The following is a 23,784-nucleotide window of genomic DNA, read 5'->3' as shown; positions in this document are numbered from 1 at the left end:
CCTTCCTAGAATGGTGGAGTGCCCCGGATCGCGACCAGACTCCTCCCCGCCGCCGCGGCGATCCTGGTGGTCGCGGCGCTCGCCGGCTGCAGCACGGCGGCGGGCAAGCCGGTCGAGGACTACTCGGGGGAGCCCAAGGGGGTGGATGCTCCGGCGAGCAGCGCGGGCGGCGCGTCCTGGGCCGCCTGGCTCGACGGGGGCGACCGGTTCGCGATCGTCCTCTACGGCAGCTCCACGTGCCCCCCGAAGGTCGCCAGCGTGACCGCGACCGCGGGCGACACCATCACGGCCACGCTGGCTCCGGCACCCGGAGGCATCTGCACGCGCGACTACGTGCCGCACACCACCGTCTTCGCAACGCCCGACCGCATCGCGAAGGACTCCGGTGTGAGCATCGTCCTGCCCGACTCGACGCTCACGCTGCCCGCCGATCGGGGCTGATCGGCCGCAATCCGCTCGGTCCCCGACGGCACGTCACGCCCACGGCGAACAGGGCAACGGGACAGGGGGAGCGGTGGTTACTCTCTTTGTATCGACGCCGAACCTGCAACGGTGTCGCCGAGGAGTAGACATGTTCGAGAGATTCACCGACCGCGCCCGCCGTGTCGTCGTCCTGGCCCAGGAAGAGGCCAAGATGCTCAACCACAACTACATCGGGACGGAGCACATCCTGCTCGGCCTGATCCACGAGGGTGAGGGCGTCGCCGCCAAGGCGCTCGAGTCGCTCGGCATCTCGCTGGACGCGGTCCGCGAGCAGGTCCAGGACATCATCGGCCAGGGCCAGCAGCAGCCGACCGGGCACATCCCGTTCACGCCGCGCGCCAAGAAGGTGCTGGAGCTCAGCCTCCGCGAGGCGCTGCAGCTCGGCCACAACTACATCGGCACGGAGCACATCCTGCTCGGCCTGATCCGCGAGGGCGAGGGCGTCGCCGCCCAGGTGCTCGTGAAGCTCGGCGCGGACCTCAACCGCGTGCGCCAGCAGGTCATCCAGCTCCTCTCCGGCTACCAGGGCAAGGAGCAGGTCCAGGTCGGGGGCAACGATCAGACCACCGCGCAGGCCGGTAGCCAGATCCTCGACCAGTTCGGCCGCAACCTCACGCAGGCGGCGCGCGACAACAAGCTCGACCCGGTGATCGGGCGCGAGAAGGAGATCGAGCGCGTGATGCAGATCCTGTCGCGCCGCTCGAAGAACAACCCCGTGCTGATCGGCGAGCCCGGCGTCGGCAAGACGGCCGTCGTCGAGGGCCTCGCGCAGGCCATCGTCCGCGGTGACGTGCCGGAGACGCTGAAGGACAAGCAGCTCTACACGCTCGACCTCGGCTCGCTCATCGCCGGTTCCCGCTACCGCGGCGACTTCGAGGAGCGCCTGAAGAAGGTCACCAAGGAGATCCGCACCCGCGGCGACATCATCACCTTCATCGACGAGATCCACACGCTCGTCGGCGCGGGTGCCGCGGAGGGCGCGATCGACGCGGCCAGCATCCTCAAGCCGCTGCTGGCCCGTGGCGAGCTGCAGACCATCGGTGCGACCACCCTCGACGAGTACCGCAAGCACTTCGAGAAGGATGCGGCCCTCGAGCGCCGCTTCCAGCCCATCCAGGTGGCCGAGCCGTCGCTGCCCCACGCGATCAACATCCTCAAGGGGCTGCGCGACCGCTACGAGGCGCACCACAAGGTGTCCATCACCGACGGCGCGATCGTGGCCGCGGCGAACCTCGCCGACCGCTACATCCAGGACCGCTTCCTGCCGGACAAGGCCATCGACCTGATCGACGAGGCCGGCGCCCGCCTGCGCCTGTCGATCCTGTCGGCGCCGCCGGAGCTGCGCGAGTTCGACGACAAGATCGCCGCCGTCCGCTCCCAGAAGGAGGGCGCGATCGAGGACCAGGACTTCGAGAAGGCGGCCAGCCTCCGCGACGAGGAGAAGAACCTCCTCGGCGAGCGGCTGCGCCTCGAGAAGCAGTGGCGTTCGGGTGAGGTCAAGACCACGGCCGAGGTCGACGAGGGTCTCATCGCCGAGGTGCTGGCCCAGGCGACCGGCATCCCGGTGTTCAAGCTCACCGAGGAGGAGTCGGCCCGGCTCGTCTACATGGAGAAGGCGCTGCACGAGCGCGTCATCGGCCAGGAGGAGGCCATCGCGGCTCTCTCGAAGACGATCCGCCGCACCCGCGCCGGCCTGAAGGACCCGAAGCGTCCGTCCGGCTCGTTCATCTTCGCCGGCCCCACCGGTGTCGGTAAGACCGAGCTGGCGAAGGCGCTCGCCGAGTTCCTGTTCGACGACGAGTCGGCCATGATCTCCCTCGACATGTCGGAGTACGGCGAGAAGCACACCGTCTCCCGTCTCTTCGGCGCCCCTCCCGGGTTCGTCGGCTTCGAGGAGGGCGGCCAGCTCACCGAGAAGGTCCGCCGCAAGCCGTTCAGCGTCGTGCTGTTCGATGAGATCGAGAAGGCGCACCCGGACATCTTCAACTCGCTGCTCCAGATCCTGGAGGAGGGACGTCTGACGGATGGCCAGGGACGCGTGGTCGACTTCAAGAACACCGTGATCATCATGACCACGAACCTCGGAACGAAGGACATCTCCGGCGGCCCCGTCGGGTTCCAGATCGAGGGCGACCCGCAGACCGGCTACGACCGGATGCGCGGCAAGGTCTACGAGGAGCTGAAGAAGAACTTCAAGCCCGAGTTCCTGAACCGTGTCGACGAGATCATCGTCTTCCCGCAGCTGGACAAGAGCGAGCTCCTGCAGATCGTCGACCTGTTCATCAAGCGGCTGTCGACCCGCCTGCTCGACCGCGACATGACCATCGAGCTGACCGTCCCGGCGAAGGAGCGGCTGATCGAGGTCGGGTTCGACCCGACGCTCGGCGCCCGCCCGCTCCGCCGCGCGGTGCAGCACGAGATCGAGGACCGGCTGAGCGAGCGGATCCTGCACGGTGAGCTGAACGCGGGCGACCACGTCCACGTCGACTTCGCCGACGGCGAGTTCGTCTTCACGACGACCGCGCGCAAGGAGCCCATCGGCGCCGGGATCAACGCCACGGCCGCGATCGGCACCGGGCCGGCGACGCCGGACCTCGCCGCGAACGAGTGATCGTCGTCGCGACAGCGTGACACACGGAAGGGCCGGTCTCCTCGGAGGCCGGCCCTTCCGCCGTGTTCTGGCTCGGTAGGGTGGAACGGTGAGCGGTGAGAGCGGACCAGGGTTCAGCATCAGGCGGGCGCGGACAGGCGATGTCCCCCGCATCCAGGAGCTGGTGGAGCCTCTGGTGCAGCGACGCATCCTGCTCGGCAAGGAGACCGTCACCTTCTACGAGTCGGTGCAGGAGTTCCGGGTGGCGGAGGACGCCGACGGCAGCCTGATCGGCTGCGGCGCGCTGCACGTGATGTGGAGCGACCTCGGCGAGGTGCGCACGCTCGCGGTCGCCGACGGCTGGCTCGGCAAGGGGGTCGGCAGGGCGCTGCTCGGCCGGCTGGAGGCGGATGCGCGCGAAATCGGCCTGAACCGCCTGTTCTGCCTGACCTTCGAAGTCGACTTCTTCGCGCGCAACGGCTTCGAGGACATGGGGGAGTCGACGGTCGACCCGCAGCTCTACGCCGAGCTCGTGCGCTCGCACGACGAGGGCGTCGCGGAGTTCCTGGACCTTGCGCGCGTGAAGCCGAACACGCTCGGCAACACCCGGATGCTGAAGCGGCTCTGAGTCGCGTCGCAGCGCCTCCGGTCGCTCGCTGAGGGCTCGCGGAACGCCGGGCGCGCCTGCCCGGCGCGCCGCCGTGCGCTGGCTATAGTGCGGGCATGTCGACGTTCAAGAACCCGGTCGGCCCCCAGCCCAGCGGCGTCTACTGGCGCCGCAGGCTCATCGTCCTCCTCGGCGTGATCGCCGTCGTCATCGTCATCGTCCTGATCGTCGTTCGTCCCGGCGCCTCGAACGGAGAGCCCGCCGGCAAGAAGCCCGCGCCGGGCAGCACCACCACCCCGGCCGCTGTGGCGACGAGCATCCCGACCACCAGCGCCACGGCGGACGGCCAGCCGTGCAAGCCCGCCGATGTGAAGGTGGAGGCCGTGACGGACAAGGCCGTGTATGCCGCCGGCGAGCTCCCGCAGCTGTCGGTCGCGCTCACCAACACCGGTTCGAAGGCGTGCACGATCGACGCGGGCACCGCACAGCAGGTGTTCACGATCACCAGCGGGTCGGAGGTCTACTGGAAGTCGACGGACTGCCAGAGCGACAAGGTGGATGCGGAGGTGCTGCTGGAGCCCGCCAAGACGATCTCCTCGAAGGCGCCGATCACGTGGGACCGCACCCGCTCGGACCCGTCCACCTGTCAGGCGAGCCGCGAGCAGGTGCCGGCGGCCGGAGCCTCGTACCACCTGGAGACCACCGTCTCGGGCATCAAGAGCGCGGAGACGAAGCAGTTCATCCTGCAGTAGCTTCGCGCAGGTAGGCGCTCTCGATCTCGCGCACCTCCACGCCGGCTCCGTGCCGTGTCGCCGGATTGCGGCGCGCGATGGCGAGGGCCGCGTCCAGGTCGGGAGCCTCGATGATGCCGATGCCGGCGATCAGCTCCTTGCTCTCGGTGAACGGTCCATCGGTGACGCTCTCGGCGCGGACCGAGCGGGCGGCCGTCCGCGGCGCGAGCGCATAGGCGGCCGCGAGCGCGCCGGATCGGATGAGGTCGGCGGAGTGCGCGTCGTGCTCGGCGAGCTCTGCGGCGTCGTGCTCCGCGGTGGGGTCGGAGAAGATGAGGATGGCGTACTGCGGCATGGTCGGTCCTTCCGTCTGACGGATGTCGTCACCAGGGCGTCGTCTGGCATCCGCGCTTTTCGACTGTGTGTCAGAATGCGGCGTCGAGCTCGCGCTCCCGATCGGTGCTCGCCGCCGTGAACGCGACACGGAGCGCTTCGCGCACGGTGGCGCTGCGGTCGTCCACCCTCGTGGCGAAGCCCAGGCGTGCGGCCTCGGCGGTGCGCTGCTTGCCGCTGACGACCGGGCGGATCTCGCCCGCGAGGCTGATCTCGCCGAACGCGGCGAGGGTGTGGGGGATGGCGCGCTCGGTTGCCGCCGAGGCGATGGCCAGCGCGATGGCCAGGTCTGCCCCCGGCTCGGTCAGGCGCACGCCGCCGACCGTGGACACGTAGACATCCTTGTCGCCGAGACGGATGCCGGCGCGGCGCTCGAGGACGGCCAGCAGCATGGCGACGCGGGACGCATCCACGCCGTTCGTGACCCGGCGCGGGTTGGGGGCGGTCGTGCCGACGACGAGCGCCTGCACCTCGACGGGCAGAGGACGGCGGCCCTCCATGGCGACGGTGACGCAGGTGCCGGAGACCGGTGTCGTGGTGCGGCTGAGGAAGAGGCCGCTCGGGTCGGGCACCTCGGCGATGCCGTCTCCGGTCATCTCGAAGCAGCCGACCTCGTCGGTGGGCCCGAACCGGTTCTTCAGAGCGCGGATGAACCGCAGCGCCGTCTGCCGGTCGCCCTCGAACTGGCACACCACATCGACCAGGTGCTCCAGCAGGCGCGGACCGGCGATCGAGCCGTCCTTCGTCACGTGGCCGACGATCAGCACGGGCAGATCGCGTTCCTTCGCGATGCGGATCAGCGCGCTCGCCACCTCGCGGACCTGGCTCGGGCCGCCGGCGATGCCCTCGGCGGAGCTGCTGGAGACGGTCTGCACCGAGTCGACGATGACGAGGGACGGGTCGACCGCGTCGATCTGCGCCACGATCGTGGAGAGGTCGGTCTCGGAGGCGAGGTAGAGCTCGTCGTGGACGGCGCCGGTGCGCTCGGCGCGCATCCGGACCTGGCTCACCGACTCCTCGGCGCTGACGTAGAGCACGCGGTTGCGCGCCCGCGCGGCGCGGGAGGCGACCTCCAGCAGGAGGGTGGACTTGCCGACGCCCGGCTCGCCGCTCAGCAGGATGGCCGCCCCGGGAACGATGCCGCCGCCGAGCACGCGGTCGAACTCGCCGATGCCGCTCGGCCGACGGTTGGTGCCGTCGGCGGGGTCGATGTCGGTGATCGCCCGCGCCTCCCGGCCTGCCGCGATCGTCACCGGCTTGAGCGCGCGGAGCACCCCGGTCGGCTGCGCCGTCTCGGCCACCGTGCCCCAGGCCTGGCATTCCGGACAGCGGCCCACCCACTTGGCGGTGGACCACCCGCAGTCGGAGCAGCGGTAGTTGACAGACGCCTTCGGCACGGCACCTCCTCGATCGGGGTCAACACTACGGTGAGCCACTGTCATCGGAGGGAGGATCGCGGAGGCCGTGCACAAGTCGCCGCGCGCCCACGCTGTGGGCACATCCGCCGGCCGGTTCTGCGTGCGGCCCTTCTGCGTGTCGGCCGCGGCGTGCACAATGGGCCGCATGGCTGACCGTACGTTCACTCTCCGTTCCGGCCGCGTGGTCGGGCTGACCGGCTTCGGCGACTCCGACGCCGAGCGGCTCGTGATCTTCTGCCACCCCGCTCCGGGGTCGTCGGTGTTCGATCCGGACCCCGACGCGTCGGCCGAGCGCCGCGCGCACATCGTCGCGCTCGACCGGCCGGGCTACGGGTCGAGCGACCCGTGGCCGTCCGGGCATTGGCCGAGCATCGTCCAGGCCGCCGACGACATCGCGGAGTACGTGCGCTCGGTCGTCGTCGCCGAGACCGTGATCGGCGTCACCCGCCCACGGACGGTCGGCGTGGTGGGATGGTCGGCAGGCGGCCGGGTCGCTCTCGCCTTAGCCGCACGCCATCCCCAGCTCGTCGACCGGGTCGCGATCGTCGGAACACCCGCTCCGAACGAGGCGGTGCCGTGGATCGATCCGCAGCTGCAGCAGGTGTCCGATCAGCTCGCCGCGATGGCGCCGGAGGAGGCGATGGGCCGCCTCTCGGCGATGCTCCAGCCGCAGGCGGACGCCGTCGCCGCAGCCGCCGAGCCGGGCGAGGTGCCGCTGGATGCGCTGGGCATCGGCGCCGTGGATGCGTCGGCGCTGGCTCTCCCTGGCGTGCGCGATCGGCTCGGCCGGATGCTGATCGACGCGTTCCGTCAGGGCACCGGGGGCGTGGCGGGCGACATCCTGAGCTACACCGCACGCCCGTGGGGCTTCGATCTCGCGGACGTCACGGCGAAGACGCTGGTGATCGCCGGTCAGGCGGACGCGCTCGCCGGCCACGCGCACGCGGCCTGGTATCAGCGGTCGCTACCGGACGCCCGGATGGAGATGGTGCCGGGCGCCGGACATCTGGCCATCGTCCCGACCTGGGGACGCGTCCTCTCGCACGTCGCCCCGGCGCGCGTGACGCACTGAGGCGGTGGCACTGCCCTAGGCGCTGAGCGCCTCCCGCGTCGCGGCCTCGCCGTGCCGCGGGTACAGCTCGCGCGCACGGGCGGTCACGGCGGGGAGGAACGCGGACGCCCACACCCGGTAGCCGTGGTCGTTCGGGTGGAAGAGGTCTTCGGCGAACTGCGTGAACGCCCCGCGCAGCCCCTGCCGGCGCATGGTCGCGTGAAGGGGCACGACCGTCAGCCCGCGCGCGGAGGCCTCCTCGCGCAGGATGCGGTTGCCCTCAGCGACGAGCCGCTCGTTCCAGGGCAGGTAGAAGTAGGGGAGGTCCGCCACGATGGCGTGCGGCGGGAGCGCGGCGAACACCGCGCGCATCCCCTCGCGGAACCGCTCGGGGTCGAACGCCGCGATGTCGTTGGCGCCGATGGAGACGGTCACGATGTCGGGTTCCAGCTTCGCGAAGCGGGGCAGCTGGTCCGCGACCGCGAGGGCGACCGTGGCGCCCGACACGGAGAGGTTGGCGATCCGGACCGATCGGCCGGTCACCGATCGGAGGTGGTCGGCGATCACGCCGACGTAGCTGTTCTTCGGTGCCGAGGCGCCGATCCCCTGGGCGGCGCTGTCGCCGATGGCCACGTAGAGCAGCTCTCCCGGGTCCTTCTCGGCATCCCGCCACCACTTCGAGTGCACCGGGAGCATCTCGTTGAGCCGGACCCGACCCTCGGCGACGGCGGCCCGCGTGGCCTGGACGCGCCGCCACCCGACGGCGGCGACAACGCTGCCTGTCGCGATACCGAAGACCACCGCGAGGATACGACCGAGAGCTTCCATGCACGGAAGGGTACCCCGGCCTGCCGACCGTCGCCGGGGATTCGGCGCGTCATGGAACGGTGCACGCCGAGGTCTCTTTAAGAAGCGGAGCCTCTCACCTGCCGGGCTCCCGCTCTGATCGGGGGATGACTATGAGTGGTATCCGGGAGATCGTGCCGGATGCGGTGCAGCCCGATACGCGGGCAGCACGACGACGTGCCGCCGCGGAGCACTTCGCCGGCGTGGACGGCGCCCGCGGGATCGCCATCGTCTCCGTCCTCCTGTATCACACCGGCTGGTCGAGTCGAGGGCTCTTCGGTGTCGACGTCTTCTTCGTGATCTCAGGCTTTCTCATCACATTCCTGCTCATCAAAGAGGCGGAGGCGAAGGGCCGCATCCGCTTCGGGCGTTTCTACGCGCGACGGGCGAAGCGCTTGCTTCCCGGGCTCGCGATCACCCTGCTCGCCGTCCTCCTGATCCTCTGGTGGGCGGGGTCGCTGCAGGAGCTGCAGGATGCCGTGGCGACCGCCATCGCTTCGGTGTTCCAGGTCGCCAACTGGCAGCAGCTCGACGCGAACATCGCTTACCAGCAATCGAGCGGCGCGCTGGTGCCTCTCGGCCAGATGTGGTCGCTGTCCGCCACCGAGCAGTTCTATCTTGTCTGGCCGCTCCTTCTGGCCGCGCTCTGGTTCGCCTGCCGCCGCCGGATCGGTCGGCTCGCTGTCGCCCTGCTCGTGCTCCTCGTCCTCTCGGCTCTGGTTTCGCCCCTGCTCTTCGACGGTTCCAATCAGGACCGCCTGTACCTCGGCACCGACGCGCGAGCCGTCGCCTTCGTCGCCGGTGGTGCCTGCGCGGCGATCGTGGCCTGGCTGCGCAGGAGCGGAGGGGCCTGGGCGGGTGACCGCCCTGGCGCCTGGGCACGCGCGGCCGTGACGGCGGTGAGCATACTGTCACTCGGCGTGGTGGTCGCTGCGAGCATCGCGACGGTGAGCTACCAGGACCCGTGGCTGTACCGGGGTGGCTTGGCCGTGGTCGCGGTCGCTGCCGGGATCTTCGTCGCCACACTCTGCCTGCGTGCGAACGCCGTGATGCATGTGTTCGCCTGGCGTCCGTTCGCGGCGATCGGCGTGGTCTCCTACTCCATGTTCCTGCTGCATCTGCCCGTGTTCTGGATCGTGCAGCAGCAGGCGAGGGGTGGCATGCCGCCCCTCGTGCTCTTCCTCGTCGGCGGGCTGATCACCTGGCTTGCGGCGGTGGTGCTGCACCATCTCGTCACCGAGCCGCTTCGGAAGAGGACGTGGCGGCCGCTGTCCGCCGTGCTGACGATCGCGATCGCGTTCGGTGCGGTGCTCGCTGCGGCCTGGTTGCTGCCGCTGGAGCGTGAGGGCCATCCGAAGTCGCATGCCGCGGCTCTTGAGGAGAGCCGGCCCACGTCCGGGTTCCGTGGAGAGGCAGCACCGACCCCCGCACCCGTGCCTCTCGCCCTGAAGAATCCGACAGCGCTGCCCGCGGGTGCGGGTGGCGGTCCCTTCCGCGTGGCCGTGATCGGTGACTCGGTCGCCGAGAACATGTACGACGCCCTCACCCAGTACGGCTCGCCGGCCGTGGCCGCGGTGGATGTGACGGTCGGCGGCTGCGGCATCATCGATGCCGAGAAGGCCCGTTCGGGTGAGGGCTACATCATGGATTCGAAGAACCTGTGCTGGAAGTGGCAGCCCGAGCTGCGTTCGGCGAGTGCCGAGCAGCCGGTGGACGCCTACGTCGTCCACAATCTCTGGGATGCGAACGACCAGCTCATCGACGGGGAGTGGGTCGGCCCGTGTACTCCGCAGTGGCAGCAGCGCTACGCCTCTCAGCTCGACCTCCTGGTATCGATCGGCGATGCCTCCGGACACAAGCCCGTCATCCTCCTCTCCAACGACCACCCGCGCGCTCCTGACGGCCCGCTCAGCCGCGAGAGGCTCGACTGCGTGAACCGCGTCGCTGCGGACGCCGCGGCCCGTCACTCCAACATCGTCACCCTCGACCTCGAGAAGGCAGTCTGTCCTGAGGGTCCGTGCCTCGACAAGGACGCGAACGGCCAAGGCATCTACCGGGATGGTGCGCACTTCAACGCGACAGGCATGGCCCTGTTGGCACCCTGGCTGGAGAACGAGATGGCCCGCGCCTCGACGAAGCGCGCCTCCGGGTGACCCGGTGCGTGGCCGCTCTCCCGATTGGAGACGGCCGCGCGAATCGCGTACGATAGTCCGCGGTACCGTGTCCGAGCGGCCGAAGGTGCAACTCTCGAAAAGTTGTGTGGGTGAAAGCCCACCGTGGGTTCAAATCCCACCGGTACCGCCACGTGCAAGCCCCCGCGATCCCCTGTTCATCAGGGATCCGGGGGCTTCTCGTTTCCCGAATCGGCACCGGATGCGGCTTCTACTTCGTGTCGGCAGCACCGCCCTCGGCGGCGGATGCATCGGTCGCGGCACCGGAACCGGACGCGCTGTCTGCATCTTTGCCCGCTGCCTTGATGTCCGCAGCGGCGGCATTGTCGATGGCCTTCTCGACGATACGGTCGGCCTTCTCGAGCGCTGCGCGGATCTTGACTTCGCCGGGGTTGGAGACGAGGGCGACGATGCCGGAGTGGCCGGGTTCGATGGCGTCCTCGAGCTCCTTCGCCAGCTCCTTCTTGTGATGGAGCTCACGCAGCTTGCCGATGAGACCGCCGCCTGCGCCCACCACGAGAGCGCTGCCGATGATCGAAGGCGGGAACAGGACGCCCAGCACGGCACCGCCGACGGCGCCCCAGGTGAGGCCCTCGCGCGTGCTGTGGTCGGTGGCCTTCTGCACTTCGAGTCTGCCGCCCGCATTCCGTCTGACGACCACGACTCCGTCGATCTTGACCGTCGCGCCGTCCTCGACCTTCTTGAGCGCTTCGTATGCCTCCATCGCGACGTCGGTGTCCGCGAAATCGGCAGCGATGAGCGTGTACGCGCCGTCGCTGATGGCCGCCGCCTCCACGCTGACGGCCTCGTCATCCGCGCCGGTCTTGTCGGCGGGAGTGGATGTTGCATCGGTCATGTCGAGCCTCCTCAGAAGAGCGGCGACTGCCGTTCGGGCGAAAGTATAGGAGCGGACTTCGCTCGCGGCTACGCCGGATCGGCGCCGGCAAGCAACCCCTCCGGATGTTGTGGCCCCCTCGAGCTCTTCGCGCTCTCCCGGCTGGCCGATGCGCCGCCGGAGGACGCCGCGTCTCAGTCGGAGCGGACGACCGCGCGTCTTCGGACAAGCGCCCGATCTCGGTGAAGCCGAGCGAGAGGAACACCGGAAGGACCCCCGAGAAGCGGTTCTTCGTCGCCGACGGAGCGGCCGGGTCGCCAATGGTGTCTTCGCGCGGTCGGCCTCGCGCAGGGCGCCGTCGATCAGCGCCGACATCACGCCCCCGCCGCGCGCCTGAGGGCGTACGGAGAAGCACGCAAGCGACAGCGGGTCGTCGTCCGGGAAGGGATAGCGGGCGAACCGCCGTGTCAGGTAGCCGAGCTGCGACCGGTGCGTCAGCCGTGCCCATCCCACCGGCTCGCCGTCCCTCAGCGCCACGATGCCGGCGCGATCCGCGTCGACCTGGTGATGGAGGTCGTCGCGATTCGCTTTGCGGTCGAGCCGATGGTAGTCCGGGCCCAGGAGCCAGTACTGGCACCAGCATCCATTCGAGGCCCCAGCCGGCCCGAACAGCCTGAGGATATCGGGCCACGGCACAGCGCCGGCCCGTACGACCTCCAACTCGGCTCTCACGGTCACCATGCTCCGCCGTTGGCCGCGGCTCGTCTACCTGGCCGCTCGTCGTCCTCCGCCAGATGACGGGGTTCGTCGGACCGGCTGAGATTGGCCGTGACGCACGGCGGCGGCGGTAGAGTGAACCCGATCCCGGACCCCGATCGCGGGCGTCGACGACCGGACGCTCGCACACGTCAAAGTCGTGATCCTCACACTCCTCCGGAGCGGCCAGGGAGTCGCGTTCACCTTCACCCAAGCGATGAACGAGGGATACGGACGCGAGACCATCTGGATCTCGCCGACCACCGACCTCCGGTTCCAGTTCTTCGGCAGTCGTGCGCCGCAGCTGAACAGGCGGTGGATCGAGGACATGCTGCGGGCGGCCACGAGCAAGACAGGACTCGTGGTGACCGAAGAACCGGTCGACGTGCCGCAACTTGATCGCGTCGCCGGCTGACGGGGCGACGTCTCAGGCGGCCCGCGGCGGGCTCACGCCTCGGCGGGTGCCACCCACCGGCGGGTGACCGCCTGCACGTGCGCGCCGTCCAGGTCGGACAGCTTGATGGCCGCGAAGCGCCGGGCGTTCTCCGACGTCTGGATGCGCGCGGGCGGGTTCTCGGCGGCGAGCACGTCGACGATGACGTCGGCAACGCTCTCCGGGGTCTGCGCGGCGGCCGGGTCGAACGCAGCCGCGGTGCGGGCGAGGTACGCGCGGAGGGCGTCCTCGTAGGGGGTTCCGAAGGCGGCGGGCGTCTCCTCCAGGCCGACATTCGCCACGAACTCCGTCCCGACAGCACCGGGCTCGACGATGGTGACCTTCACGCCGAGACCGGCCGCGACCGGGGTCAGGGATTCCAGGAACCCCTCGACGGCGAACTTGGCCGCGCAGTACGCCTCGTTGAAAGGCTGGCCGACGACGCCGCCGACGCTCGACACCGTGACGATGCGGCCGCGGCTCTCGCGCAGCAGGGGGAGTGCGGCCCGGGTGACGGACACCACCCCGAAGAAGTTGACCTCCATCACGGCGCGCACCTCGTCCAGAGACTCCTGCTCGACCGTGCCGACGTGCCCGGCTCCCGCGTTGTTGAGCAGGGCGTCGAGCCGGCCGTACGCGCCACGGATGCGGTCGAGCTCGGCCGCGACGGCCTCCTCATCGGTGACATCGAGGCGCTGGATGTCGAGCTCGACCCCGGCGTCCAGCGCTGCGGTGCGCAGCCGCCCGGCTTTCGCGAGGTCGCGCATGGTCGCGATCACGCGGAAACCGCGGCGCGCTGCCGCGATGGCGGTGGCGAGGCCGATGCCGGAGGATGTGCCGGTGATGAGGAGGACGGGAGAGGAGGTCATGGGCTCATCCTCGCACCGTCGGAAGCGGCCCACGATGCGGGTGATACTGGAGGGATGACCACTCCGCTCATCCGGCCGGCCGGGCCGGACGAGTACCCGGCGATCGGGGAGCTGACCCACGCCGCGTACACCACCGACTACACCGACCTCTCGCCCCACTACCGCGACGAGCTGAAGCATCCGGAAGCCCTGCTCGACGACTTCGAGTTCTTCGTGGCGGAGGACACAGGGACCGGACAGCTGCTCGGCACCATCGCGCTGCTCCGGCCGGGCCGCGACCAGGGCGGCCAGATCGCGCAGGACGAGCTGTACTTCCGGCTGCTCGCGACCCACCCGTCGGCCCGCGGGCGGGGGATCGGGATCGCCCTCACGCAGTTCGCACTCGATCAGGCGGCGCAGCGCGGTCAGCGAGCGGTCGTGATGAACAGCGGCCCGGTCATGGTCGGTGCGCACGCCCTCTACCGGAAGCTCGGGTTCCGCCGGGAGCCCGACCGCGAGGGCATCGTCGAGCTGCCGGACGGCAGGAGCCTCCAGCTGCTCACCTTCGTCCGCGACGTCGGGGCCTGAGACGACCGAATCTGCCTACTAGCCGCGGATGATCCGCGAGTCGTAGCTTCAGGCCACGCGAAGTGCTGGCCGCTCCGCCCACTGAGAGGAGTTGCTATGACTTTCTGGGATTTCATCGTCTGGACGTTCTGGTTCTACCTGGTCGTCGTCTGCATCACGATCTTCATCCGCGTGATCATCGACGTCTTCCGGGATCCTGAGCTGAACGGCTGGGCGAAAGCACTGTGGGTCCTGTTCCTCGTCCTGGTGCCGTTCCTCGCGGCCTTCATCTACCTCATCGCTCGCGGCGGCCGCATGGCGCAGCGGAGCGCTGCGGGGGCGATGGAGGCGCAGGCCGCGGCCGCGGACCACGTCCGCGCGGTGGCGGGCACCAGCTCGCCGTCTGCGGAGATCGAGTCGGCGAAGCGCCTGCTCGACAGCGGCGCGATCACGCCGGCCGAGTTCGAGACCTTGAAGGGGAAGGCGCTCAGCGGCGCCGCGTGAGCCCGACCGCGCCCCGATGCCGGGCCGTCGCCGTCGCACCCGCGACGACGACGGCCTCGGCCTCGGCCGTCAGCAGCAGTCCGGCGCGCAGGAGCCGTCGGGCAGCGTCTGGCACTCGTCGGTGTCGCAGCATCCCATGATGACCCTCCCTTCTTGATCGATAAGCATCGATGAACTACGATGGACGCATACATTGACGTTTGTCAATGCATGGATGAGAATCGACGTATGGCGATCACCGAACTCCTCCCGCTGCGCGACCTGCAGGCCTGCTGCTCACCGCTCACGAAAGAGGTGCTCAGTGAGGAGAACGCGCACTCGGTGGCGCGGGCGATGAAGGCGCTGGCCGATCCTGCCCGCCTCCGCCTGATCTCGATGGTCGCCGCGCACGACGGGGGAGAAGCGTGCGTCTGCGATCTGACCGAGCCGCTCGGGCTCTCCCAGCCGACGGTCTCGCATCACCTCAAGATCCTGGTCGACGCCGGTTTCCTCAGCAGATCGAAGCGGGGCACCTGGGCGTACTACCGGCTGGTGCCCGGCTCGCTGGACACGGTGTCGTCCTTCCTGACGTCCGTCTGACGGGTCCGCTCAGAGTCCCAGCCGGCGCTCCACGATGTCGGAGGCGACCAGCGAGATGCCGCGCTGGTTGCGGCGCGCGTAGTCGCGGATGAGCGTGAACGCCTGATCGATGGGGACCCCGCGGGTCTGGGCGACGACGCCCTTGGCCTGCTCGATGATGATCCGGCTGTTCAGGGCGAACTGCAGCTGGCGGCGGATGGCGTCGCTCTCGGCGAGGCTCCGCTGGTGGAGGATGCCGATGGTCGCCACATCCGCGAACGCCTGGGCGGCGACCAGGTCGTCTTCCGGCAGGTCGCCGACCCTGTCGCGGAACAGATTGAGGGTGCCGATCGTCTGGGTGCGCAGGCGCAGCGGGATCGCGTCGATGGCGACGAAGCCCTGCTCCAGAGCCCGGTCGCGGAACGCGTGCCAGCGGTCGGGCACCTGCACGATATCGGCGACGGACACCACCGCCCCGGTCTCGAAGCTCTCGATGCACGGCCCGGCGTACGCGCTCAGCTGCATGACCTCGACCAGCCGGCTGGCCTCGCTGGTGGAGGCGATCACGTCGAGATCGCCGTGCTCGTCGGCCAGCATCACACCGGAGGCGGTCGCGCCGAGGAAGCGGCTGGAGAGGTCGACGAGGTTCTGCAGCAGGTCGACGACGTCGTAGTCGTCGACGAGCGTGTCGGCCAGCTGGGCGAACGCCCGCAGGATCCCTTGTTCGCGCGTGAGGGTCATCGCTCCGGACCCTCCTCGCGATCGAGCTCCGACAGGTCGAGCCGCCCATCGAGGATGTCGCGGGAGACCTCCATCATCGACCGCTCCGTCGCGAACGCATGCGCCTGGATGACCATCCGTGCGTCGTCCGCGCTGACATCCAGCTGGGCGAGCACCATCCCGGTCGCCTGATGCACGACACGGCGCGAGAAGGGGTTCGCGTCCTCGGGCGGCTCCTCGCGCCCCGCGGCGGCGAGGGCGCGTCTCAGCAGCGTGCGCCCGGCGGCCTTCGCGAGCCGCGTCGCCGCCTGTGTGTGGGCCTCGTCGAGGGGCAGCGCTTCGCGCGCGTACAGGTCGACCGCTCCGATCCGCAGCGGTCCGACGAGCATCGGGAAGGCGAACAGGGCGCCGACTCCCGCATCGATCGCGGCGGCCGTGAACGAGGGCCACGCGCGACGCGGACGGCCCTGCAGGTCGGGCTCGAGCACCGGACGGCGCAGGGTCAGGGCGTCCCAGCACGGGCCTTCGCCGAGGTCGAACTGCAGCTCGTCGAGGCGGGCGGCCACCGCATCGCTGGCCGAGACCGTCTCCGTGCCCAGCAGGTCCCCGATGGTCGAGACGGCCGTCCCCGTGACGGGGAGCGCCTCCATGAAGGGGCGCCAGTACTCCGCCTGCTGCGCGTCACCGGGGCGCGCATCCACGATGCTCTCGTTCATCCGGTGCCGCTGTCCATTCCACCAACGCTACCGGTCGATAGCTTCGGTGGGTCAAGCGTGCGCCCTCCGTGGGGGAAAGTCCAGAGTCCGCATCGTCCTGGCGGGTGTAGACAAGACCCGTGGGATTGCGTGAGCTGCTCGGCATCGAGACTCCGATCGTGTCGGACCGTTCGGGGGCATGTCCTCCGAGGAGCTGACCGCGGCGGTGAGCGAGGCCGGAGGTCTCGGTTCGTACGGCCTCTACGGCCTGAGCGCTGAGCGCATCCGGGCCGTCGGCGACGACGTGCGCCGGCGGACGGCCCGGCCGTTCGCCCTCAACCTGTGGCTGCCCTTCCGGGGCCCCGGCGAGCCCGAGCCGGGAGGCGGCTTCCCGCGCGACGACGTCGACCGCGCGCTCGCCGCGTTGCGACCGTTGTTCGAGGAGGCCGGAGCTCCCGTTCCCGAGGGACCGGTCGCCCCGCTTCCGGACTTCGACGACCAGCTCGCGGCGGCGTTCGACGCGCAGCCGGCGGCGCTGAGCTTCGTCTTCGGCGTCCCGCCGGCCGACGTCGTCGAGGCGGCACACGCGCGAGGAATCCGGGTGATCGGCACGGCGACGACCGTGCCGGAGGCGCAGGCGCTCGAAGCGGGCGGGGTGGATGCGGTGGTCGCGTCCGGCTCGGAGGCCGCCGGCCACCGCCCATCGTTCCTGTCCGATCCGGCCGACAGCCTGGTCGGCGGACTCGCGCTCATCCCGCAGGTGGTCGACGCGGTGAGCGTTCCGGTGATCGCCGCCGGCGGCATCGCCGACCGGCGCGGTGTCGCCGCCGCGTTCGCCCTCGGCGCCTCGGGCGCGCAGGTCGGGTCGGCGTTCCTCGCCACCCGGCAGTCGGCGGCGCCCGCCCTCCACCGGGACCGCATCCGCACCGCGCTCGCCCACGAGACCGTGCTGACCCGTGCGATGAGCGGGCGCGCGGCGCGGGGACTGCCGAACCGCGCGGTGCGGACGATCGAGCAGGGTGGCGCCATCGCCCCCTTCCCGCTGCAGAACATCCTCACCGGGATCTTCCGCCGGCGAGCGGCCGAGATCGGGGACGCCGACCTGCTGAGCCTCTGGATGGGGCAGAGCGCCGGGCTGTCGCGGCACGACGACGCACGCGAGGTCTTCGCCGAACTGGCCGCTGGGGTGCCGGATGGTCACGCCTGAGTCGGACCGGCAGCACCTCGACAGCGTCACCACCGCCGACGGCACCGTCATCGCCGTCGCGTCGATCGGCGCGGGCCGGCCGGTCGTCTACATCTCCGGCTGGCTGAGCCATCTCGAACACGGGTGGCGGCTTCCCGACGAGCGCGCCTTCTACCGGCGCCTCGCACGCGGCTGCCGCCTGATCCGCTACGACCGGGCCGGGTGCGGGATGTCGGGTCCGGCCCGGCAGCCTCCCTCCCTCGCCTCCGAGCTGGAGCAGCTCGCGGCGGTCGTCGCACCGCTCGGCTCGGAGCCGTTCGACCTCGTCGGCGTCTCGCTGGGCGCGCTGGTCGCGGTGGCGTGGGCGGCCGCCCATCCCGCGACGGTCCGGCGGCTGGTGCTCTACGGCGGCTGGGTCTCCGGCGCCGCGGTCTCGCCGCCGAGCGCACGCGAGCACGTGCTGGCTCTCGTCGGGTCGCACTGGGGTCTCGGGTCGGACGTCCTCACCGATCTGTTCGCCCCGGATGCGTCCGCCGCCGCCCGCGCGGAGTTCGGCCGCTACCAGCGCGCCGCGTCCGACGCGGCGACCGCGCAGTCGCTCCTCGCCCTGAGCTACGCGCTCGATGTCGGCCCGCTGCTGGCGGAGGTGCGCTCGCCGACGCTCGTCGTGCACCGGGAGCGGGATCGCGCGGCGCCTCTCGCGCAGGCGGAGGAGCTGGCGCGCGGCATCCCCGGAGCGGAGCTCGTCGTCCTCCCCGGGCGCTCGCACCTGCCCTGGGCCGGGGATGCCGTGGCGCTCGCCGCCACGATCCGCCGCTTCCTCGGTCTGCGCCCGGTCGGAGCGGCCGAGGGAGGGCTGACGCCGCGCCAGCGCGAGGTCGCCGCCCTGGTGAGCGATGGGCGGACGAACCGCGAGATCGCCGAGCGGCTCGGGATCGACGAGCGGTCGGCCGAGGGGCACGTGGAGCGCATCCGGCTGAGGCTGGGGTTCCGGTCGCGTGCGCAGATCGCGTCCTGGTGGGCGGCGCAGGGCGAGCGGCCGGCCGCTCCGCCGGCACCGTGATCGGCGCCGCGACGGGCGAAGTGGGGTAGTTCCCCGCCTGATCGAGCATCCGAGGCGAGGCAGAGTCGTCCCGACGGCACCACCCGAGGGCAGGAGAGGCCATGACCAGGACGACCGCGACAGGCGACGAAGCGACGGCGGGGTTCGTGCAGCATCCCGGACGCGGACGCTTCAACGCCGCCTTCTTCCGGGTGATGGGGCCGTACCTGGAGGCGTCGCTGCGACCGCGCAAGAGGCGCGTGTTCGCGGGGCTGGCGGGTGAGGTCGCCGAGATCGGCCCGGGAGTCGGTGCGAACCTCCCCTACGTTCCCGCCGGAGCGGCGCTGGTCGCCATCGAGCCCAACCGCTCCATGCACGACGGCCTGCGCGCCGCCGCCCTCCGCGCGGGCGTCGCACTCGACCTGCGGGAGCGGACGGCCGAGCGGACCGGCCTGCCCGACGCCAGCGTCGACAGCGTCATCTCGTCGTTGGTGCTCTGCTCCGTGCAGGACCCGGACGCGGTGCTCGCCGAGATCCGCCGCATCCTGCGCCCGGGCGGCGCCTTCCGGTTCGTGGAGCACGTCGCCGCCCCGAGCGGGACGCCGACCCGCGCATCCCAGCGCCTCGTCCGCCGACCGTGGGCGTGGACCTTCGAGGGATGCTCGTGCGAGCGCGACCTGGAGCACGCCATCCGATCGGCCGGGTTCGCGGCCGTGGAGGTGGAGCGCTACCGCCTCCACACCCCGTTCCTGCCGTTCAACACGCAGATCGCGGGCGTGGCCCGCACCTGACGGGCGTCAGTAGTCCTCGCGGCGGTCCCGTTCGGCGTCGACCACCGGCTCGGCTTCGGCCAGCTCGCTCAGCGTCTGGCGCAGGTGCCGGGTCAGCCACTCGTTCGACGGCTCCCCGGCCGAGACGAGGTCGTCGAGCTGCCGGAGCCGCTCCGCCGCTGAGCCGTGAAGGTCGTCCACGATTGTCCTCCCACCCTCGCGCCGGTCCCCGGGTGGGACCGCCTGCGACGAGGCTAATACGCGCGGCGGCCGATGGCCATGCTCCGGCGCTCGGTTCAGCTGCGGGATGCGGGGGCCGCCGTCTCGCCGCGGAGGATCGACGACATCTTCTTGCCGCGCGCCACTTCGTCGACGAGCTTGTCGAGGTACCGGACCTTCTGCATCAGCGGGTCCTCGATCTCCTCGACGCGGACGCCGCAGATGACTCCGGTGATAAGCGTTGCGTTGGGATTCCAGTGCGGCGCGGCGGCGAAGAAGGTCTCGAGGTCGATCCGGTCGGCGATGGCCGCATCGATGCCCGCCTGGTCGTAGCCGGTCAGCCAGCGGGTGACCTCGTCCACCTCGTCCTTGCCGTGCCCCTTGCGCTCCACCTTGGTCACGTAGAGCGGGTAGATGTCGGCGAACGGCATGGCGAAGATCCGGTGGCTCATGGCGTCAACGGTAGCGCGCACGGCCCCGAGCGTGACCGGTGGATCTCGCCTACCGTGGCGGCTCCGTCGGGCGCGATCGCTTCAGGTAGGCGCGCGACCGGGCGACCTGCTGGTCGAGCGCGTCCACCGTCGTCGCCATGCGCGCCACGGCCTCGGTGCGGTAGGTGTCGATGCTGTCCATCGTCGCGAACACGTTGTCGAAGGCGCGCTGCAGCACCTCCACGTCGACCGCCGACGATGTCTGCTCCTTCTGCACCTGCTCGGTCTGCGTCCTGAGAGCCTCGCCCGTGCGCCCGATCAGTGCGTTGGTGCTGTCGTGCAGCGCGCCGAGCTGGTCGATGACGAGTTTCTGGTTCTCCAGCGCCTGGGCGACGACGACGGCCGTGCGGAGAGCCGAGACGGTGGTCGTCTTCGCGCGCTCGACGCCCTTGATCAGCTCGACGTTGTTCTTCTTGATGACGTCGAGCGCGAGATACGCCTGCACCGAGACGGCGATCTGCGTGGTCAGGTCCTGGCGGCGCTGCCGGATCGGGAAGAGCGCCTCCTTCTCCAGCAGGGTCGCGCGTGCCGGATCGGTCATCCGCAATTCGGCCGCCGCCTCCACCGTCGCCCGGTCGAGCGCTGCGGTCAGCACGACGTACTCATTGAGCCGCTCCGTGGTCTTCCAGAGCGACGCCCGCTCCTTCTCGATCTCCACATTGTCGCGGGCGAGCCACTCCTGGCCATGGTCCAGCGCTTCGACGATGCCGTCGAGCTGCTTCTGCGCCGACTCGAACCGCTGCACGTACTGGCGCAGCCGGCGCCCGCCGGGCACGCGCGACAGCATCCGGTTGCGGCCGGTGAGGTGCTGCGGGTCGAAGTCGCTGACGGTGGCGCGGAGATCCTGCAGCGTGCGGATGACGCCGTACTGCGGGTCGGTGCGCACTGCCTTGCCGCGGGCCGCGGCGAGCGAGCTGGCCGGCCGCTCCAGCAGCTGGCGCGATGCGTCGCTGGAGGCGCGCATCTCGGCCTCTCCCAGGTGTGAGAAGCCGACGATCTTGCGCGTGAACGCGTCCGATCCCGGCTCCGCCGCCGCGAGTTCGCGAATGAAGTCGCGGGCGCGCTGCTCGAGCTCCGCCTCGCGCTCGGCCGAGACGGCCACCATCTCCACAGCCTGCTCCTCCGCTAGTTCCGGCACGGCGTCCGGTGGGCGCAGGGTCTCCTCGGGTGCCTCGTCCATGAGCCGTCCCCTCCCCGCTGTCCTCGTTGCGACGAGGATAGATCGCGTTGCGCGCCGCGTGGAGGGGTTGCAGCGAACCCTCAGGCGCGTACGGGCGACGGGCCCGACCCGCCGGCGCGGAACGGAGGCATGCCCGCAACAGGACGAGAAGGGATGGCGACGACGCGACCCGACGACTGTCTATTCGGCCCGTCGGCGACGCGCGTATCCTCCGGGGCCATGAACAGGACACGCTCGGCCGCGCTCACGGCCATCCTCGCCGCCGGCCTCGCCCTGACGGCGTGCACCCCGCAGGGCGGTGACGTCCCGGGGAAGTGGGGCAGCACCGACCCCGGAGAACCGAACCTCATCATCAACGCGAACGGCTCGTACTCCGGATCGGACGGCTGCAACACGATGAAGGGCACCGGCACGATCTCCGGCAACACCATCGACCTCGGCACCGTCGCCATGACGAAGAAGGTCTGCAACGGAGTGGACACCTGGATGTCGACGGCCGCGAGCGGGAAGGTGGACGGCAATGTGATGACGGTCTACGACTCGTCCGGCGCGCGCATCGGGACGATCGACCGCGACGACTGAGCTCGGCGTCTGCGCTCCCGGAATGGCCGCCTTGCGCGTAGCGTTCGAGACGGTGAGCGCATCGGAAGGAGCGGACGATGACCGACACGGAGAAGACGTCGACGGAGGCTGCGGAGTTCTTCGCCGGGGTGGCGACCGAGTTCCTGCAGCACTACACGCGCGGGCCGCGGTTCGTCGCCGTGACGGGCGTCCCGGCCGCTGACACCGCGCGCGTGGCCGACGCACTCGCGGGAGCGCTGCGCGACGCCGGCCAGCAGGTCGAGCGTGCGACTGTCGACCCGGCCACAGGAGCTGACGCGTTCCGCGATGCGGTCGTCACGCCCTTCCGCTCCCGAGACGGGGTGCTGGTCGTCGACGGCCGCGGCCTGCTCGACGCGGAGTTCCGCGGATTCTGGAACTTCTCGCTGTGGGTCGAGCACGACCCGGAGCGGAGCCCGGACTGGTCGTTCGTCACCACCGGGCAGAAGGATCCGCTCGGCGCGCCGCGCGAGGTGGCGTCGGTCCTGCTGGACGACACCGACCCCGAGCGGCCGCGCCGGCTGTGGGCCGACTCCTGCTGAGGCGCACCCGCTGAGGATGCGCTCCCGCTGAGCCGGCCCGGCTCCCGCTAGGCGCGGGGACGGTCGAAGCGCGCGCCCTCGGGCTTCGAGGGCAGGATCGTCAGGATGAGCACGACGATGCTCCCGAACGGGATGAAGCTGAGGAAGAAGAACGGGCCCGCCAGGTTCGCGTCGTGAAGGCGGCGCCAGACGATCGCCAGGTGGGGGACGATCGTGCCGAGCCCCCAGGCGAGGATCAGCACGCCGACCAGCCAGAACAGCGGGCCGGGAGTCGAGGTGCCGTCGTCGTTCACGGTCGCGCCGATCGATCCGAGCACGAGCGCCAGGACTTCGAGCACGATCGCGACGATGACCGAGAACAGGATCCACCACCAGTACTCGCTGCGGCTGGCGCGCCCGGTGAAGTCCGCATACTTCTTGAAGAAGCGCTGGACGGACTGGCCGAACGACGCCCCGTAGAGCGGCGCCCAGAGCGGGGTCTCGCCGGTCGGTGCGGCGGCGGGAGTTGTCGGGTACTGCGGAGACGTCACGAGGGAGTCCTTTCCAAGACACGTGTTCGGTGAGGTGGAGCGGCCATAGTCAAGCGCATGGGAGGCCGCTGTGCGTCTCTTGTGACGCGGCGTGTCCTCCGGGTGGCCCAGTGGGCTCAGCCGAGGGAGTCGAGCTCCTCGCGGACGAAGCGGGCGAACTGCGCGGCCGCCGCGGACTGCGAGCGGGTGCGGTTGCGTGCCAGCCCGATGATGCGTGTGGCCTCGTCCCGCAGGGGGACAGCGACGATGCCCGGTTCGGCGGGGGTGTCGGGGATGAGCGCAGCGCCGACCCCGTCGCGCACGAGACCGCGGAGCGTCGACAGCTCCGTGACCTCGATGACCGGGTTCATCACGACGCCGTGGGCGGCGAAGTAGGCGTCGGCGATGTGCCGGAGGCCCGACCCGGTGCGCAGGGCGACGAGGTCGTACGGCTCGAGGTCGGGGACGCTCGCCGCCGCCGCTCCGGCGAGGGGGTGCCCCTCCGGCACGCCCAGCACGAGGCGCTCGGCCGTCAACGGCTCCCACTCGATCTCCGGGTCGCGGGGATCGGGGCTCAGGAAGGCGACGTCGGCCGCGCCGTCGCGCAGCGCATCCAGCACGGTGTCCGCCGTGCCGCCGCTCAGCACGAAGCGGATGTCGGGGAACAGGCCGCGGTACTCGCTGATGACCTTCGGGATCAGCCACCCGCCGAACGACGAGACGTAGGCGACCGAGACGGTGCCGCCCGACGGGTCCCGGAGCGCCTCGATGCGGGCCCGCGCGTTCTCCAGCTCCGACTCGGCCCGCACCGCGTGCGCGAGCAGGATCTCGCCGTACTGGTTGAGCTCCAGGTGGCCGCGACGGCGGTCGAACAGCTCGACGCCCATCTCGTGCTCGAGGCGGGCGAGGGATCGCGTGAGGGTCGACTGCGACACCCCGAGGGTCTCGGCGGCGAGAGCAGGATGGCTCTCCGCGGCCAGCGCCCGGAAGTGGGCGATCTCGTCGATCCGCATGCCTCTCATCATGGCGTATCGGCGCG

General features: G+C 70.6%; 27 protein-coding genes, 1 tRNA gene and 2 pseudogenes. 16 read left to right on the top strand and 14 right to left on the bottom strand.

Features of this window, described 5'->3' with window-relative positions; all coding sequences use genetic code 11:
* The first annotated feature begins 18 nt into the window (after window positions 1–18).
* The 4 genes from BJ963_RS10420 to BJ963_RS10405 all read left to right on the top strand — a co-directional run bounded on the left by BJ963_RS10420 (window position 19) and on the right by BJ963_RS10405 (window position 4,432).
* Complete coding sequence (locus BJ963_RS10420; protein WP_179456438.1) at window positions 19–441, top strand: hypothetical protein; 423 nt, start codon at window positions 19–21, stop codon at window positions 439–441.
* A gap of 130 nt (window positions 442–571) precedes the next feature.
* The gene (locus tag BJ963_RS10415; RefSeq protein ID WP_089908325.1) at window positions 572–3,094 is read left to right on the top strand and encodes an ATP-dependent Clp protease ATP-binding subunit; all 2,523 of its coding nucleotides are present in this window, start codon (window positions 572–574) and stop codon (window positions 3,092–3,094) included.
* An 88-nt stretch (window positions 3,095–3,182) separates the two neighbouring features.
* On the top strand, window positions 3,183–3,701 hold the full coding sequence (locus BJ963_RS10410; RefSeq protein ID WP_089908328.1) for an amino-acid N-acetyltransferase: 519 nt from the start codon (window positions 3,183–3,185) through the stop codon (window positions 3,699–3,701).
* Between the two features lie 95 nt (window positions 3,702–3,796).
* A complete protein-coding gene (locus BJ963_RS10405; protein WP_179456436.1) occupies window positions 3,797–4,432 on the top strand; it encodes a hypothetical protein in 636 nt (211 codons plus the stop codon).
* On the opposite strand, the gene BJ963_RS10400 is transcribed toward BJ963_RS10405, so the two are convergent.
* Together BJ963_RS10400 and radA are read right to left on the bottom strand one after the other, a co-directional pair.
* Complete coding sequence (locus tag BJ963_RS10400) at window positions 4,419–4,766, bottom strand: YciI family protein (protein WP_179456434.1); 348 nt, start codon at window positions 4,764–4,766, stop codon at window positions 4,419–4,421. The genes BJ963_RS10405 and BJ963_RS10400 overlap by 14 nt on opposite strands.
* 70 nt (window positions 4,767–4,836) lie before the next feature.
* Window positions 4,837–6,201: a DNA repair protein RadA gene (gene radA, locus BJ963_RS10395; RefSeq protein ID WP_089908337.1), complete on the bottom strand. Its 1,365-nt coding sequence runs from the start codon at window positions 6,199–6,201 to the stop codon at window positions 4,837–4,839.
* Window positions 6,202–6,367: 166 nt separating this feature from the next.
* Between radA and BJ963_RS10390 the strand changes: the two genes are divergently transcribed.
* Complete coding sequence (locus BJ963_RS10390) at window positions 6,368–7,294, top strand: alpha/beta fold hydrolase (RefSeq protein WP_179456432.1); 927 nt, start codon at window positions 6,368–6,370, stop codon at window positions 7,292–7,294.
* 15 nt (window positions 7,295–7,309) lie between these two features.
* On the opposite strand, the gene BJ963_RS10385 is transcribed toward BJ963_RS10390, so the two are convergent.
* A complete protein-coding gene (locus tag BJ963_RS10385; RefSeq protein ID WP_179456430.1) occupies window positions 7,310–8,101 on the bottom strand; it encodes an SGNH/GDSL hydrolase family protein in 792 nt (263 codons plus the stop codon).
* 131 nt (window positions 8,102–8,232) lie between these two features.
* On the opposite strand from BJ963_RS10385, the gene BJ963_RS10380 reads away from it, so the two are divergent.
* Window positions 8,233–10,272: an acyltransferase family protein gene (locus BJ963_RS10380; RefSeq protein WP_179456428.1), complete on the top strand. Its 2,040-nt coding sequence runs from the start codon at window positions 8,233–8,235 to the stop codon at window positions 10,270–10,272.
* 61 nt (window positions 10,273–10,333) lie between these two features.
* A tRNA-Ser gene (locus BJ963_RS10375) sits at window positions 10,334–10,423 on the top strand.
* A gap of 78 nt (window positions 10,424–10,501) precedes the next feature.
* Here BJ963_RS10375 and BJ963_RS19140 read toward each other — a convergent pair.
* Together BJ963_RS19140 and BJ963_RS19595 are read right to left on the bottom strand one after the other, a co-directional pair.
* On the bottom strand, window positions 10,502–11,146 hold the full coding sequence (locus tag BJ963_RS19140) for a DUF1269 domain-containing protein (protein ID WP_246298026.1): 645 nt from the start codon (window positions 11,144–11,146) through the stop codon (window positions 10,502–10,504).
* Between the two features lie 324 nt (window positions 11,147–11,470).
* Window positions 11,471–11,866: pseudogene (locus BJ963_RS19595) on the bottom strand (GNAT family N-acetyltransferase); the annotation flags it as partial.
* A 133-nt stretch (window positions 11,867–11,999) separates the two neighbouring features.
* On the opposite strand from BJ963_RS19595, the gene BJ963_RS10365 reads away from it, so the two are divergent.
* Window positions 12,000–12,296 (top strand): DUF7882 family protein, encoded by a 297-nt coding sequence (locus BJ963_RS10365; RefSeq protein WP_484497034.1) that lies wholly within the window; start codon window positions 12,000–12,002, stop codon window positions 12,294–12,296.
* 32 nt (window positions 12,297–12,328) lie between these two features.
* On the opposite strand, the gene BJ963_RS10360 is transcribed toward BJ963_RS10365, so the two are convergent.
* The gene (locus BJ963_RS10360) at window positions 12,329–13,183 is read right to left on the bottom strand and encodes an SDR family oxidoreductase (protein ID WP_179456422.1); all 855 of its coding nucleotides are present in this window, start codon (window positions 13,181–13,183) and stop codon (window positions 12,329–12,331) included.
* A 54-nt stretch (window positions 13,184–13,237) separates the two neighbouring features.
* Here BJ963_RS10360 and BJ963_RS10355 point away from each other — a divergent pair, with 54 nt between their 5' ends.
* Together BJ963_RS10355 and BJ963_RS10350 are read left to right on the top strand one after the other, a co-directional pair.
* A complete protein-coding gene (locus tag BJ963_RS10355; protein ID WP_179456420.1) occupies window positions 13,238–13,750 on the top strand; it encodes a GNAT family N-acetyltransferase in 513 nt (170 codons plus the stop codon).
* A 96-nt stretch (window positions 13,751–13,846) separates the two neighbouring features.
* The gene (locus BJ963_RS10350) at window positions 13,847–14,233 is read left to right on the top strand and encodes an SHOCT domain-containing protein (RefSeq protein WP_179456418.1); all 387 of its coding nucleotides are present in this window, start codon (window positions 13,847–13,849) and stop codon (window positions 14,231–14,233) included.
* Here the strand turns inward: BJ963_RS10350 and BJ963_RS19400 are convergent.
* On the bottom strand, window positions 14,217–14,348 hold the full coding sequence (locus BJ963_RS19400; protein WP_281363850.1) for a hypothetical protein: 132 nt from the start codon (window positions 14,346–14,348) through the stop codon (window positions 14,217–14,219). The genes BJ963_RS10350 and BJ963_RS19400 overlap by 17 nt on opposite strands.
* Window positions 14,349–14,461: 113 nt before the next feature.
* Here BJ963_RS19400 and BJ963_RS10345 point away from each other — a divergent pair, with 113 nt between their 5' ends.
* Window positions 14,462–14,812: an ArsR/SmtB family transcription factor gene (locus BJ963_RS10345; RefSeq protein ID WP_089908358.1), complete on the top strand. Its 351-nt coding sequence runs from the start codon at window positions 14,462–14,464 to the stop codon at window positions 14,810–14,812.
* A gap of 9 nt (window positions 14,813–14,821) precedes the next feature.
* On the opposite strand, the gene BJ963_RS10340 is transcribed toward BJ963_RS10345, so the two are convergent.
* Window positions 14,822–15,532: a GAF and ANTAR domain-containing protein gene (locus BJ963_RS10340; RefSeq protein ID WP_179456416.1), complete on the bottom strand. Its 711-nt coding sequence runs from the start codon at window positions 15,530–15,532 to the stop codon at window positions 14,822–14,824.
* Window positions 15,529–16,227 (bottom strand): GAF and ANTAR domain-containing protein, encoded by a 699-nt coding sequence (locus BJ963_RS10335; protein WP_179456414.1) that lies wholly within the window; start codon window positions 16,225–16,227, stop codon window positions 15,529–15,531. Before BJ963_RS10335 ends, BJ963_RS10340 begins: the two co-directional genes overlap by 4 nt.
* Before the next feature lie 125 nt (window positions 16,228–16,352).
* On the opposite strand from BJ963_RS10335, the pseudogene BJ963_RS10330 reads away from it, so the two are divergent.
* The 3 genes and pseudogenes from BJ963_RS10330 (at window position 16,353) to BJ963_RS10320 (ending at window position 19,225) form a co-directional block, all read left to right on the top strand.
* Window positions 16,353–17,413: pseudogene (locus BJ963_RS10330) on the top strand (NAD(P)H-dependent flavin oxidoreductase).
* The gene (locus BJ963_RS10325) at window positions 17,400–18,455 is read left to right on the top strand and encodes an alpha/beta fold hydrolase (RefSeq protein WP_179456412.1); all 1,056 of its coding nucleotides are present in this window, start codon (window positions 17,400–17,402) and stop codon (window positions 18,453–18,455) included. The pseudogene BJ963_RS10330 and the gene BJ963_RS10325 overlap by 14 nt, the downstream one beginning before the upstream one ends.
* 101 nt (window positions 18,456–18,556) lie before the next feature.
* Window positions 18,557–19,225: a class I SAM-dependent methyltransferase gene (locus BJ963_RS10320; protein ID WP_179456410.1), complete on the top strand. Its 669-nt coding sequence runs from the start codon at window positions 18,557–18,559 to the stop codon at window positions 19,223–19,225.
* A gap of 6 nt (window positions 19,226–19,231) precedes the next feature.
* Here the strand turns inward: BJ963_RS10320 and BJ963_RS10315 are convergent, their stop codons facing one another.
* From BJ963_RS10315 to BJ963_RS10305, 3 genes are all read right to left on the bottom strand, one after another.
* Window positions 19,232–19,405: a hypothetical protein gene (locus BJ963_RS10315; protein ID WP_172824167.1), complete on the bottom strand. Its 174-nt coding sequence runs from the start codon at window positions 19,403–19,405 to the stop codon at window positions 19,232–19,234.
* Window positions 19,406–19,500: 95 nt separating this feature from the next.
* Window positions 19,501–19,875, bottom strand: a complete 375-nt coding sequence (locus tag BJ963_RS10310; RefSeq protein ID WP_179456408.1) for a DUF2200 domain-containing protein — start codon at window positions 19,873–19,875, stop codon at window positions 19,501–19,503.
* Window positions 19,876–19,924: 49 nt separating this feature from the next.
* Window positions 19,925–21,094: a toxic anion resistance protein gene (locus BJ963_RS10305; protein WP_218857055.1), complete on the bottom strand. Its 1,170-nt coding sequence runs from the start codon at window positions 21,092–21,094 to the stop codon at window positions 19,925–19,927.
* A gap of 219 nt (window positions 21,095–21,313) precedes the next feature.
* On the opposite strand from BJ963_RS10305, the gene BJ963_RS10300 reads away from it, so the two are divergent.
* Window positions 21,314–21,676, top strand: coding sequence for an META domain-containing protein (locus BJ963_RS10300; RefSeq protein WP_089908372.1), 363 nt, complete (start codon window positions 21,314–21,316; stop codon window positions 21,674–21,676).
* Between the two features lie 77 nt (window positions 21,677–21,753).
* Entirely contained in the window at window positions 21,754–22,236 is a 483-nt protein-coding gene (locus BJ963_RS10295) for a nucleoside/nucleotide kinase family protein (protein WP_179456406.1), read from the top strand.
* A gap of 47 nt (window positions 22,237–22,283) precedes the next feature.
* Here the strand turns inward: BJ963_RS10295 and BJ963_RS10290 are convergent, their stop codons facing one another.
* Both BJ963_RS10290 and BJ963_RS10285 read right to left on the bottom strand, forming a co-directional pair.
* On the bottom strand, window positions 22,284–22,766 hold the full coding sequence (locus BJ963_RS10290) for a DUF805 domain-containing protein (RefSeq protein ID WP_089908377.1): 483 nt from the start codon (window positions 22,764–22,766) through the stop codon (window positions 22,284–22,286).
* A 116-nt stretch (window positions 22,767–22,882) separates the two neighbouring features.
* On the bottom strand, window positions 22,883–23,758 hold the full coding sequence (locus BJ963_RS10285) for a LysR family transcriptional regulator (protein WP_179456404.1): 876 nt from the start codon (window positions 23,756–23,758) through the stop codon (window positions 22,883–22,885).
* Window positions 23,759–23,784: the final 26 nt, after the last annotated feature.

This window comes from Leifsonia soli, from assembly GCF_013408745.1.
In the GTDB taxonomy this organism is placed as follows: domain Bacteria; phylum Actinomycetota; class Actinomycetes; order Actinomycetales; family Microbacteriaceae; genus Leifsonia; species Leifsonia soli.
The sequence above is the reverse complement of the archived record's forward strand: the minus strand, read 5'-3'. Positions and strand labels throughout refer to the sequence as shown.

Coding starts and splice junctions, on each gene's coding strand:
- BJ963_RS10400 (WP_179456434.1), bottom strand. CDS start 4,766: ATGCCGCAGTACGCCATCCTCATCTTCTCCGACCCCACCGCGGAGCAC.
- BJ963_RS10335 (WP_179456414.1), bottom strand. CDS start 16,227: ATGAACGAGAGCATCGTGGATGCGCGCCCCGGTGACGCGCAGCAGGCG.
- BJ963_RS10310 (WP_179456408.1), bottom strand. CDS start 19,875: ATGAGCCACCGGATCTTCGCCATGCCGTTCGCCGACATCTACCCGCTC.
- BJ963_RS10390 (WP_179456432.1), top strand. CDS start 6,368: ATGGCTGACCGTACGTTCACTCTCCGTTCCGGCCGCGTGGTCGGGCTG.
- BJ963_RS19140 (WP_246298026.1), bottom strand. CDS start 11,146: ATGACCGATGCAACATCCACTCCCGCCGACAAGACCGGCGCGGATGAC.
- BJ963_RS10295 (WP_179456406.1), top strand. CDS start 21,754: ATGACCGACACGGAGAAGACGTCGACGGAGGCTGCGGAGTTCTTCGCC.
- BJ963_RS10340 (WP_179456416.1), bottom strand. CDS start 15,532: ATGACCCTCACGCGCGAACAAGGGATCCTGCGGGCGTTCGCCCAGCTG.
- BJ963_RS10380 (WP_179456428.1), top strand. CDS start 8,233: ATGAGTGGTATCCGGGAGATCGTGCCGGATGCGGTGCAGCCCGATACG.
- BJ963_RS10355 (WP_179456420.1), top strand. CDS start 13,238: ATGACCACTCCGCTCATCCGGCCGGCCGGGCCGGACGAGTACCCGGCG.
- BJ963_RS10345 (WP_089908358.1), top strand. CDS start 14,462: ATGGCGATCACCGAACTCCTCCCGCTGCGCGACCTGCAGGCCTGCTGC.
- BJ963_RS10405 (WP_179456436.1), top strand. CDS start 3,797: ATGTCGACGTTCAAGAACCCGGTCGGCCCCCAGCCCAGCGGCGTCTAC.
- BJ963_RS10300 (WP_089908372.1), top strand. CDS start 21,314: ATGAACAGGACACGCTCGGCCGCGCTCACGGCCATCCTCGCCGCCGGC.
- BJ963_RS10385 (WP_179456430.1), bottom strand. CDS start 8,101: ATGGAAGCTCTCGGTCGTATCCTCGCGGTGGTCTTCGGTATCGCGACA.
- BJ963_RS10350 (WP_179456418.1), top strand. CDS start 13,847: ATGACTTTCTGGGATTTCATCGTCTGGACGTTCTGGTTCTACCTGGTC.
- BJ963_RS10360 (WP_179456422.1), bottom strand. CDS start 13,183: ATGACCTCCTCTCCCGTCCTCCTCATCACCGGCACATCCTCCGGCATC.
- BJ963_RS10415 (WP_089908325.1), top strand. CDS start 572: ATGTTCGAGAGATTCACCGACCGCGCCCGCCGTGTCGTCGTCCTGGCC.
- BJ963_RS10320 (WP_179456410.1), top strand. CDS start 18,557: ATGACCAGGACGACCGCGACAGGCGACGAAGCGACGGCGGGGTTCGTG.
- BJ963_RS10285 (WP_179456404.1), bottom strand. CDS start 23,758: ATGCGGATCGACGAGATCGCCCACTTCCGGGCGCTGGCCGCGGAGAGC.
- BJ963_RS10305 (WP_218857055.1), bottom strand. CDS start 21,094: ATGGACGAGGCACCCGAGGAGACCCTGCGCCCACCGGACGCCGTGCCG.
- BJ963_RS10325 (WP_179456412.1), top strand. CDS start 17,400: ATGGTCACGCCTGAGTCGGACCGGCAGCACCTCGACAGCGTCACCACC.